Origin of the sequence: Halorubrum saccharovorum DSM 1137, assembly GCF_000337915.1 — an archaeon.
Classification (GTDB): domain Archaea; phylum Halobacteriota; class Halobacteria; order Halobacteriales; family Haloferacaceae; genus Halorubrum; species Halorubrum saccharovorum.
The window spans coordinates 144514-156272 of sequence record NZ_AOJE01000021.1 but is presented as its reverse complement, the minus strand read 5'-3'; the positions used below and the strand labels follow the sequence as shown (position 1 = coordinate 156272).

The window sequence follows — 11759 nt, the reverse complement described above, 5'->3', positions numbered from 1 at the left end:
GAGCCTCTTTAATGTTGGCGAGATGCCGCCGATCGCGGTCGTTCAGCGGAGGTTCGGTGTTGCGTCCGTAACAGACCAGACGGGCTTGTCTGGCCGGGGAATCGTCCCGACTCGCGTCTTCTCGAACTCCGAGGCCCTCCACGCGATGACATTCTCTTTCCGCTGGACGTATTTCGGGTCCGTATTCAGCCATCGAGCGATGTCTTCGTAACTGTGTCCAGCGCAAAGGAGCGTCAGCAGTGCAAAGTCGAACCTGTCTAGGTTACTCTCGTTCGCGTCGGCGTCAATCCGGTCTAGGAACGCATCGGAGGCATCCCGCAGGAACTCCATGAGCACTTGGTAGACTCCTTCGTCTTCGAATCCGTCAAAATCGAACCCTTCGGTGACGTCATACTGTCTGGTGGTACTCGATTCGACATCCCAGCGAAGATCCCCGAGCGTGGCCCTTCGACATCTTCGCAAGATTCGTAGTTCCCGCTCTCGCTCGCGGTCCCACGTCGTTATTGTGTCCTCAATCGCATCTCGTTGGGCGTGATTGACGTATATAACCGTGCCTCGACGAGCGATTATCGATTCGATGTCTTTCCCCGAGACTGAGAGGAGGACCGCTGCACACCGATCAGTCTTTTCGAGGACCTGACCGACTTCTCTCCGTGATTCGAGTTCGTTGAGACCCGCCCGTTTCTGTGCGTCGTGAACGAGATTGTTCCGTCGTTCCTTCACGTCCACCAGTTCGCTGTGGTCACCGTCACTCAGAATCTGAATGTCACACAGTTTCTCCAGACGCTTTGCGTGACCCATACTGCGAACCAGTTCAGAGGTAGTATTGAGGCGAGCCTCCTCTCGGAAGAATTCGTTAAGGACGGTTTCGGTGGCGAGTTCTTCGATGAGTGCAGATGCAAGCAGGAGGTATGAAAAGAAGGAGCGCTCAATTTCACCGTCGACTTCTGAATTTGAGTTGAGTTTCGTTACGATCTCCTCGCGTTGGTCGAGGTAGTATTCAAGAACGTTGTCTGAATGGCCGATGAGTGAATTCTGGCGTTCAACGTATGCAACAAGGAGAATTAATTCCTTCGAGAACGGTTCCCTTCGACTCAGTTTATCACATTTATCCAGAGCATGTGTCGGGAGATGGCGAGTTAGATAATCAATATCATCGTAAACGAGAGGTGTGTTCGTGGGACAACTATCCACGATAGTCTGGAAATCCTCATCGGCAGATAACGCTTCGAGTGCTGCACGAACGTCTGAGACCTCGAGTTCTCGCAAGTCTTCAGACCGATAGGCAGCATCACCGACGAAGACAACGGGGCCCTCAATATCGAAAACGCGGAATTCACCGATCGGTCTCAGGGAAGCGGACTCTGCTTCGATAGTAAAAGAAAGGTCTAGGTCCGAACCGTCAGTCACAGGCAAAGAGACTGTATCGTACTATTCAATCTGGGATTCGTATTCATCCCAGAGCGTATCGATATCGGTGCCGGTCTCGTCAGCGATATGACGCAGTAACTGCGCCCGATTTTCGAATCGCTGGAGTTGTCCCTTCGCACTCATACCTAAATATTGGCTGACTGGAGTAATAAATTGGGGGGGTTAGTCCTCCAGAATAGTCGTATATTGTGGACCGTCCCGCAGCGTCGACAGCGAGACGTACCGGTGACCCTGCACGAACGCGACCGTCCGGTTCGAGTCGCTGGCCGTCTTGTCGTTCCGGACCGCCCGATCCAGTTCGAGGTCCGGTTCGAGGAACAGGACTTTCTGGGTGTCTCCGTACCGTTCCGACCCGTCGTTCCGCATCCTCTCGACCGCGTCGAGCAGGGACCGCTCGTGGTCGTGCGAGAGCTCCGGATGGTCGCGAACCGCCTCCTCGGTGAGGGTGACGCTCTCGACGCCCCCCGTCACCCGGGGCACGTCCGGCTTGATCTCGCCGTCCTTGTAGAAGGCGAGGTGCGAGACGGGTTTGAACGACCGGTTCGGCTGACAGAAGTAGTGGTCGTAGTCGCGGTACTCGTCCCACGCGCGCCGCGCGCCGACGACCAGGACGCGGTCCTCCCTCCCGCTCACGAGCTCCTCGTCGTAGACGAACCGCGTCAGCTCGCGCAGCAGGAACGCCTCGCGCTCGGTCGGGACGTACATGCTCGCCTCGGCGCTCCCGACGTCGCGTTCCAGCACCGATTCGACGGTGCCGACGAGCGTGTCGAAGCTCGCCCACACGAGCCGATCGTCGTCGATCGCCCGGACCTCGTCGGGGACGCGCTCGTCGGGCGTGAGCACGATCAGGCGTTGGAGGTCTGCCGGGTCTCGATCGAGGGCCGTGAGGTGGCCTTCCAGTTGCCCCCGCCGAACGGCGTTCCGTCTCGTCTTCGTTTCGAACCAGAGGGCGGTCGATCCGCGAATCGCCGCGTCGGGGACGGACTCCACGCCGGTCACCTGATTGTCGAACGCGACGAGCGAGAGGTCGGACTCGTCGACGAGCGCCTCCAGGATGTCCTCCCCCAGCCGACTGTTGACGTGTTCGAGCACCGCGAGCAGGGTCGACGTGACGCGGTTCTCGCCCTGCGTGTACGTCGAAAAGAGCGGGTTGGTCACACCGGCTCCAACTCACACTCGCCACAAAGCCGTTTCCTGTCACGCCCGTCTCCGCGTCCGGGAACGCCCGCGCGCAGAGCCGGCGACTCCGTCACTCGGGACGCTCCTCGATCAGCACGAGACTCCCGTCGTCGAGAGCGTCCAACCGCTCGTTGACCGCACGGACGCGGTCGAGCAGGTCGTTCGCGTCGCTCAGTAACTCCGTCGCTCGCGCTTCGCTCGGCCGGTCGTCGGCGTCGACGCGCGCCCGCAGCGTTTGCGTGAGGTCGGCGTTCGGGAGTTCCGCGTCCAGTTCGTCGGTCGCGTGCTTGAGACGCTCCCACGCGTCCTCCCCGAGAATCGGGTCTTCGGCCTCTTCGAGCAGCCTCTCCACGCGACCCGGCGCCGGCGGTGTCGACGACGCGAGCGCCGCGTCGACGGACTCCCGCGTCAGCGTTTCCGGATGCTCGGAGCGGAGCTCTCCGGCGGCGTCGCCGAGCCGGGACCAGAGGCTCTCACCGTTCGCGTCGTCGAACAGTTCGCGGACGGTCGCGTACGTCTCGGCCTGCCGCACGGCGTCGGTCTCGACGAGAGCGTCCTCTGAGGGCGTCTCTCCGTTCCAGACGCTCTCGAACAGCGCCGTGAGCTCCGTCAGATCGATACCGTCGAATTCGGCGGTCGCCGAGTCGAGGACGCCGCGGATGCCGTCCTCGTTCGACCGGATCCAGCGGCCGAGATCGCCGCAGATCGCTTCGGGGTCGGGCCCGGTCGTCGTCTCTCCCGTGAGCCGACGATACTGGTCGGCGACTCCGTCGGTGCGGTGGCTCCGGGCGTCTTGGAGCCGAGATTCGACCGTCGCGACGCTCGGGACGGCGTCGCTCTCCGCCGTCGCTCGCATGCTGGCGGTGATCGACGCGTTCGGATAGAGCGATGTCATGGCGTTCAGCTCGTCGCCGAAGCGCTCCCAGAGCGTCGCTCCGTCCGCCTCGACGCCGAACAGTTCGCGGGCGTCCGCGAAGGTGTCGGCCTCTTCGAGCACCGCCGCGAGGTCGTCTTCGCTTCCCAGGTCGGACGTGGTGAGCTCCTCGCCCCGGAGCGCCGGCTCGACAGTCGCCTCGAAGGACTCCAGCGTCACGTCGAACTCCCTCGAGACCCCTTTCAACGTGCGTTTGACCGTCGCGCTGTTCTCGCCGATCCACCGCCCGAGCTCGTCGAGCCACTCGTCGATACCGTCTCCGGTCGGGTCTCCGGAACCGACGGTCGCGACGAGCGCCCGAACCTTCCTCGGATCGATCTTCTTCTCGAAGCGAACCGTCAGCGACGAGAGCCCGCCCTTCGTCCGGACCTGACGGCCGATCGTGGTCGGGTCGTTCAGATACTCCGTGTCTTGCTTGAGGACGACGTCTTCGTTGGAGGTCGCGAGCGTGATGAGGAGGGCCGCGATCGATTCTTGCGGCGTCCCGCGGTAATCGCCGTTCGCGGTCCGGGTCTGTTGGAGGATCGTCTCGACCCCGACCGACTTCTGTGCCTCGTACCCGTCGATGAACTCCCGGCACCAGCCGGTGTCGGTGAGCTCGCCGGCGCTAGTGTCGACGCCGAGCATCGCGGCGTCCGCGTCCGAAAGCGGCCACTCACCGCTGCCGCGGAAGAACGCCGCCATCGCTTTCGCGTCGTCGACCTCGACGAGCGGTCGCGAGAGCGTCTTCCGCGACGAGCCGAACACCGTTCCGACTTGGTCGCCGACGGCGTCACCGAGCGCGCCGGAGCGCGCTCCGCGCCGTTCGTGGACCGTGTACACCGACGCGTCCTCGAGGATCCCCGTCACCGACGCTTCGAGGCGACGTTTATCCGTGCGGTGCTCCCGTTCGAGCTCCTCGTGTGACTCCGTTTCTTCCTCCAGCACCGTCCCCATCCCGATGACGTTGCGAATCCGCTCCAGCATCGTCTCGGGAACGTCGATCGTGATCAGGACGTGTTCGCCGCCGTCGCGACCGTCGTTCACGTCCTGCCACGTCTCCACCTGTTCGGAGAGGGTGTCGCGATCGTCGGCCAGCACGCGAACGCGCAGCGCGTCGTACTTCGGAGACGGCGCCCGGTCGACCGGTTCGAGGACGGAGTAGTCGTACCGAAGCGGGACGAGCCGCTCGTCGCCGACGTCGACCTCGTGCCGGCTCCCCTCACTCCGGAAGAAGTCGTCGTTCTCGCGCAGTCGCGTCTCCACCCACGCCGACAGCTGGTGCGGGGAGATCTTCGCGGCCTCGTCCTGGGCGCGACTGAGGATGCCTTCCTGTTCCTCGGAGACGAGCGTGTACACCTCGTCGCCCCGGTCGGTCGTCTCGGTGAGCGCCTTCTGCTTGTCGACGAGCGTCGCCAGCCCCGACTCGGTCCGCTCGACGACCTCGTCGACGGACGCCGTGACGTCGCCGACCATCAGCCGGCCGAGGTTCTCGGGCGTCGAGGGGACGGCCGGCGTCTGGTTCAACAGATAGAGGCCTTTCGCGAGGCGCACCTCCCAGGCGTCTTCGTCGCCGTCGAACGTGGGCACGAGCGTGTTGTCGATCATCTCCTGGACCCACAGCGGGAGGTACGTCGTCTCCTCGACCAGTAGATCGAACAGCACGTCCCACGTGACGAGCGCTCCTTCCGCGTTCGACGCCCACCCGAACTTCGTGAACAGCGACCGAACCAGCACGAGCAGCGCCCGCCCCTGGATGTAGTCTCGGTCGGTCGACCGCCCCTGCGTGATGAGTTCCTGCATCACCGCCCGGAGGAGCGACAGGTCGTACGCGCGGAACGGGTAGGACTCGACCGGATCCGGGTCCGCGCTCGTCACCGTCGAGTAGGTGTGGAGTTCAAGATCGGGCATCGACGCCACCAGCGACTCGACGCGCTCCCTGCCGTCGGGATCGGACTTCTGGAGCCACCGCTTCCGGACGATTATCTCCGTGTCCGCCCCTTCGAGCGGGACCTGTTGGCGCGTCCAGTGGTCTTCGGGCGGCTCTCCGATGAGGCTCGCGCGCGTCGCCGGGAGCGAGTACTGTCCGGTGGTGACGACGACCGGATTCGGCCCGCGCTGGAGCGCCTCCATCGTCGCTTCGAACTCCCGGTAGCGATGGCGACTGTCGCCGACGAAAAGCGCGACCTCGTCGAGACCTAACAGGAGTTCTGTCTGCGTGCTCCCGTCGTTGAGCGAGTCTGTTACCGCCTCGATCCGCGAGACGAGCTCTTCGGGATCGAACGCTTCGGGCTCGACGTCCGCCTCGGCGGTCTCGATGGAGGCTTTCACGCCCGGCCGGCTGTTCAGGTCCGTCCCGGACGTCTCAGCCATCGCCGGCAACGCGTCGTAGAGCCAACTGCGGAGCGTGGCGCGTTCAGCGAGGACGTCGTCGAACGTCCGTCCGTCGTGCTCGAACTCCCGGAGCGCCTCCCAGACGCCATCGTACTCCATGTCGAGCGTCCAGGCCCACTCGAGCAGCCAGTTCGGGTCGGTCGGATAGCCGAACTCGCGGCCGATCGCCTCGAAGATGAGGAACGGCAACGGGGGCTCTTTCGACGCGTCGCGGTCGAGCAGGTTGAGGAACACCGGCTTGAGACTGTCGAGGTGAGAGTCGGTGATCGACTGTTGGAGTTCGTCGAACCCCGGCCACTGCTCCGCCAGTTGGTCACCGAGGGAGGCGAACTCGGAGTCGTCGCCGGCGAGGAGACCGACCAGCTTCAGGAGGTGGGTCTTCCCCGAGCCGAACGTCGCGTGGATGTAGAGGAATCGAGCGGCCTCACCGGGATGAGTCTCGACGGTTTCGCCGAGGGTTTTGAGAACCTGTTCGGCGCTGTCCGTCTCGTAGAACTCTCGAACGTCGGTCTCGGCTCGCTCGCGCGCGTTGACTTTCTGTACTTCTTCGAGCTGTCGCGTCGGGTCGCCGTGGAAGAGCTCGTCGATAGTCACTGGAGATGCACCCCCTGGATCTGGCCGTCAATCTGGTGGGCGGGGTAGTAGTGCCGCGATTCGCCGCCGAAGAAGCTCAACTTTCCGCCGACGACGTCTCCCGGGAACGGGATCCCGATCGTGGACTTGACGTTCCGTCGGTCGAGCTCGTCGAGCAGTTCCGACGCGCGTGTAAACGGGTACAAACTGCCCAGGTTGAGCAGCAGCACCACGTGGCTCTGATCCTCCAGTTGCGCTTCGTCGAGCTCCCGTTCGATCATCCGCTGTACGAGCTCGTCGGCGAGCCGGTCTTGCATCGTCGCTTCGATACGCTCACCCGGAGACGGCTCGTCGCCGAGCTCAGCCAGTGGGGCGCCCAGATCGACGAGGAGTTCGTACACGTCGGTCCGTGGGAGCAGTTCGTCGAGCCAGATGGGCTGTACGGTGATGTCGCTCGGGATCTCCGGCGATTCGGCTTGGCCGGCCGACCACGTCTCGAGCCGCTCCGTGACCCGGTGTTCGACCGTCGGGTCGACAGCCGCGATGACGAACGGATTCCGAATGCCGTGCTGTCCCTGTGCGAACGTCTGCAGCTTCTCTTTGAATTCGCGGTACGGCGACGAACTTCCCTGGCTCACCGAAGAATCACCCCGCCGTCAGTCTCCTCGATTTCAAGCTCTCGCTGTTCAACGAGCCGTTCCAAGCGACGATTCAGGCTCTGTCGGTCGCCGGGAACGATACCGATCTGGTCGACGTCCTCGGGGGCCCGATCGCCGACGATCGCCGACAGTTCGTCGAGCCGAACGGCCAACTCAGCCAGATCGGACTCGACGGCGTCGGCGAGTGGCTCTAGCTGCGCGATATCGTCGGTTACGGCGATGACCTCATCGGCATCCGCATCGGCCGACAGCGTCGCGATCGCGTTCTCGATCGTGTCGTACCACTGCTTCAGCTGACGCATCGGAGTGACGTACTCGCGTTCGAATCCGGCGTAGAGAACGCCGACGGGAAGGTTCGTCGGCGAGCGGATCCAGGTGTGCTCTGCAATGCGGTCGACCAGTTCACGCAGGCCGTCTTCATCAGCGAACGCGTTCCAGGACCGGTCGAGCTCAGGCGTGAGATCGGGAACGAGCTCCCCGGAGAGCGTACTCCACCCGTCGGTCGTCCACCACTCGCCGTCGAACGACGAGACGGCGGCCGACCGCGATTCGATGGCGGACTGTGCGTCGTCGTCGACCCAGTTGAACCGGCGACTCCCGACCGTCAGCACCGCGTCAAGCTGATGGATCGTCGAAAGGCGACGGTTCCAGACATCGGTCACTTCGCTGACCCACTCCTGTGTCTCGTTCGTCTCGTCGATGGCATCTGTGATGCTGTCGTCTTGTGATTTCACGGTTGCAAGGCGATCGTCGGTGGTCGCGATTCTCTCGGTCAGCTCGTCGGCAAACGCGGTGAGCATCTCGGTAACTTCCTCGGTTCGAACGTCCCCATCGACGACCAGCGTCACGTCTTCGCGAAGTCCAGTCAGCGTCGATCGAAGCCGTTGGTTCGCATCTTGGAGGCGGATGAGCCCGTCTGCGACCGTTTCGGTCGTCTCCTTGAAGCCGCCCTCTTCCAGCAGCTTGCCCATGTTCGTGCGCGGGAGGAGTTTCAGTCTCGTCGTCGAGAGGCGTTCGAGGTCGAGCACTGCCTCGTCTTCCAGCGTGTTCCCGCTCTCGTCGACGGGAAGCAGTCGCCCGTCTCGACAGAACCCCCAAATGAGTGCACAGAGTGCCGGGCGGGCCTCGTCGTAGAACGGTTTGTGTTTGACGATACCATCGAGAACCGTATTCATGTTGAGCCCCTCACTGCGGTCGTTCAGCTGCCGACGGATGAGCGTTAACACGTTGTTCTGTATGGTCTGTTTCCCTCGGCTTCCGGTCTGGTCCAGTAAGGGGACCTGAATCGTTCGTGCCCACGCAGGCAGCGGTGCATCGCTGCCGAGTTCGCGCAGCTCGCGCAGTCGGCTCTCCCCCACCTGGAGCATCATCGGATGGAAGTCGTCGGGATACGTGACGTCCACCGCGACCCGAACCGCGTTCGCGAGGGCGCCGATGTCTGTCCGATCTCTCACGGTGTACGAGCCGCTTCCCATCGCGCTTGTCAGTTTGCTGCGGACCGAATCTGCGCGCTGCTCGAGGTCACGCTCGACCGCCGACGGTGCGTCGCGCGTCGCGATGGCGTCCCGAAGCGCCCACCACTCGACCAGCCGGTTCCGGAGATCCCCGAGCCCGGTGTCGTCGATCTCCCAGTACAGCGTCTTCTCGTCCGGTTGTTCTGGGCCCGTATCTGGCCGAACCCCCTGCACAGCGACGTCGATCTCTAACCCGTCCTCGGCGGTGAGACCGTTTTCGAACGCCGTCCCATCGAGCGTGAAACGGTACGATACCGGGTACTCGTCACCCGACTCGCCGTATGGGACTGATTCCGGGAGCGACAGGTCCTGCGCGATGCGATCCCAGAGGTGCTCGTCCAGTGCTTCGACGACGGCGTCCCAGTTTGGGGCTGCTTCGTTCGCCTCGGCTTCGTCGTAGATGAGGCGCTCTCCCTGTGTCGCGAACCGATAGCGAGGTCCACTCTCGTCCTGTGTGGGCCGGATGAACTTCTGTAGCCGATCCAGCGACTCTTCGACGCGGTTCGTCGTGCTAATCCACGATTGCCCGTTCAAATCGTCCATGACGGCGACCGCGATGTTCCCCTCGTTCAGCGGGACAATCTCGTGGACGTGTTGAAGCAGGAGCACCGCCTTCGCGACGTCGAGGTCGAACGCCTGGAGCTCGCGTTCCTCGTCGGCCACCTCGTCTGCGATGCCGGTCGTCTCGTCGGTGCCCTCAACGACGCGCATGTCCTGCGGGAGGATCTCACGCAGCTCGGGCTCGATCAGCTCGAAGAAGTCGACGAGCGAAATGATCCGGTCGTCCTCGCCCTCGTCGACCCAGTCGGTGAGCAATCCGTGCATGAGCGCGAGGATAGCCCGTGCCGTTCCCGAGAAGATCGATTTCGCTGGGTCGCTCGCTTCCCGACGGAGGTTGAACAGGATCTCCAAGAACAGCGGCGCGTGATACGGGAGGAATGGATAGAACTCGACGAGCCGCTCGTCGTCGATCGCGTCGAGCGGCGGCTTGGTGTTCTGTTTGATCTCGCTGTACACGAGCGATTCGGACGGTTTCACAGCGGCGTCATCGAGGACCTGACGTACCGCCTCCTCGCCCGTCTCCGACTTCTTGAAGAGCCGCCGTTCGGCGATCTCGCCGACGTGTTTGCTCGGAAGCTGATACCGGTGTGGGAACCGGTCTTTGACGATGCTGAAATCGGCTCCGTGAGCCGCGAACTTCGGTTGGACGTCTTCGATCTTCGCCTGTGCGGTTGCGACGAGCTGGATGTCGCCGTCACCGATGTCGTCGACGTTTTCGGCGAGCGTCTGCAGTTCGGTCAGGCGCTCGAAGTCGGTGCCGATGAAGAGGCTCACTTCGTCGAGCAGGAGGACGAGCTTGACCGGCTCTCCGAACTCCTCCTCACGGGCCTGTCGCAGCGATTCCAGCCGACTGACGACCTCTTCCGGGTCGATGTCCGACGGCTGGAGGTCGGTGTAGCCGTCGCGCGTACCCGTCACCTCTTCGAACAGGGCTGGAAGCACGACATCAGCCAGCGCGCTGTACCGCTGGACGGCGGTCCAGAGTTCGGCCGCGTCCCACCCGTACCGCGGCGCCTCGGGCGTCACCGCGTCAACGACAGCCGCCGCACGGTCCTGTCGCTTCGACCACGCTTCCGTCGTCCGGTACCAGTCTTCGAAGTACGCGACGTCGAGCTGGGACGACAGGCCAGTAGAGACGCTGTCATCGACGCCTGTAAGGGTCGGATCTCGGTGAGCGTGGCGAAGGACGATCTCGCTGAAGCTGCGTTGCTTCTGGCCTTGGTACTTCAGCAAGTTCACTGACACGGGGATGACGTGGTAGTCGGAATGAACGGTCTCCCACTGATCTCGCAGCCCGCAGAGACCCCCGCTGGTCGACGCCTCCGGGACGAGATCGCTCCAGACCGCCTCGGAACGGTTCCGAAGCCATCTGGTGTCGAGGAGCCCGTCCAGAACGGTCAGGAGGTGACTCTTGCCACTCCCGTAGTAGCCGTAGAGCCAGTAGTTCGATCCCGTTCGCATGTCCTCGGCTTCGCCGAGCAGTCGGTTGACGAAGTCGTCGAGAAAGCGCCGGGAGTCCACCGTCACGTGATACGACTCGATAGCCTGTCTCCTGTGTCGCTTTTCGTCTGCGGACTGATCCTCGCGGTCGATACGCACCGATTCCTCGAAGTCCTCGGGGAGGTCTGCGAACCACGACCTGCCAGCCATTATCTCGTTCCCTCGCTGGTGATCCACGAGTACGGCTCGTCAGTTGGCCGCAGCTGAAGGCTGCCGTGGAGCTCGACGAACTCCCACGCCTCCGTCTCCACGACCCTGTCGTAGAGCTCTTCCCAGCGCGCAGTCGGCTGGAACAGGTACTGAAGACCGATCGGCGACTCGAACCACGCGTCCTCGCTCGCCTCGAACGAGTAGCCCGTGGCGACGAGAAGCGGAATGTCGCCGAGAGACGGCGGAGTACCGACGACCGCTTGCCGACCCTCTAAAACCCCGATCTCACGCATGACCGAACGGAAGCCCCTGCACCACCGCTCCGTCGTCGAGTCGGCGTAGTCGAACGCCGTCCCGTCGGCGTACTCGAACTCGTTTAGGACGGTCGTGAGCGTCTCGTCCGAGAAGTCAAGCGCACCGGGACCGTCGGCCGAAAGGCGTTGGACGTATTCGTGGACGGCGTATCGGACGAGCGCATCGTCGGCGACGAGATACGGATAGAGCACTTGGGCTTTGTCGCGGGCTGATGTACAGGCGTCCAACGCTGCGGGAAGATCGCTCGGGTTGGGGAGGCTCGGTGGTGCATTTTTGAACCGTGAGGAGAGGATACGATATATCTTCCGCGAGCTCCCCTTCGTACTTCGGTTCCCGCGCCGTTCGTCGAACCAGACGTCCTTGACCTGGTTCCAGGTTCCATACTCCCGGTATAACCGGGCGATCTCCTCTGCGCGAGCGGGCAAGAGTCCACACATGGTCAGATCCATATCGACTTCCTCCGGAGAGAATGTGTGGGCGAGGGATGACGGTCCCTCTCCGCCGTCCGGGAGAGCGTTCATACGATGGTGGATTCAACCGACCCACTTTACTATTTGTCATTGACCAACC

The 11759-nt window shown here is 63.1% G+C and carries 6 protein-coding genes; all 6 read right to left on the bottom strand.

Going from position 1 to position 11759, the window contains the following annotated elements; all coding sequences use genetic code 11:
• Nucleotides 1-42 precede the first annotated feature (42 nt).
• Nucleotides 43-1410, bottom strand: coding sequence for a hypothetical protein (locus C471_RS07460; protein WP_049909075.1), 1368 nt, complete (start codon nucleotides 1408-1410; stop codon nucleotides 43-45).
• A 183-nt stretch (nucleotides 1411-1593) separates the two neighbouring features.
• The gene (locus tag C471_RS07455; protein ID WP_004047668.1) at nucleotides 1594-2589 is read right to left on the bottom strand and encodes a hypothetical protein; all 996 of its coding nucleotides are present in this window, start codon (nucleotides 2587-2589) and stop codon (nucleotides 1594-1596) included.
• A gap of 91 nt (nucleotides 2590-2680) precedes the next feature.
• The gene (locus C471_RS07450; RefSeq protein WP_004047666.1) at nucleotides 2681-6511 is read right to left on the bottom strand and encodes a hypothetical protein; all 3831 of its coding nucleotides are present in this window, start codon (nucleotides 6509-6511) and stop codon (nucleotides 2681-2683) included.
• Nucleotides 6508-7128: a BREX protein BrxB domain-containing protein gene (locus tag C471_RS07445; protein WP_004047664.1), complete on the bottom strand. Its 621-nt coding sequence runs from the start codon at nucleotides 7126-7128 to the stop codon at nucleotides 6508-6510. The genes C471_RS07450 and C471_RS07445 overlap by 4 nt, the downstream gene beginning before the upstream one ends.
• Nucleotides 7125-10874 carry a hypothetical protein gene (locus C471_RS07440; protein ID WP_004047662.1) on the bottom strand — a complete coding sequence of 1250 codons (3750 nt, stop codon included), beginning with the start codon at nucleotides 10872-10874 and terminating at the stop codon, nucleotides 7125-7127. Before C471_RS07440 ends, C471_RS07445 begins: the two co-directional genes overlap by 4 nt.
• A complete protein-coding gene (locus C471_RS07435; RefSeq protein WP_080505550.1) occupies nucleotides 10874-11710 on the bottom strand; it encodes a hypothetical protein in 837 nt (278 codons plus the stop codon). The genes C471_RS07440 and C471_RS07435 overlap by 1 nt, the downstream gene beginning before the upstream one ends.
• Nucleotides 11711-11759: the final 49 nt, after the last annotated feature.

Bases quoted from the DNA above. Each gene is read 5' to 3' on its own strand.
- C471_RS07435 (WP_080505550.1), bottom strand. From the start codon at position 11,710: ATGAACGCTCTCCCGGACGGCGGAGAGGGACCGTCATCCCTCGCCCAC.
- C471_RS07440 (WP_004047662.1), bottom strand. From the start codon at position 10,874: ATGGCTGGCAGGTCGTGGTTCGCAGACCTCCCCGAGGACTTCGAGGAA.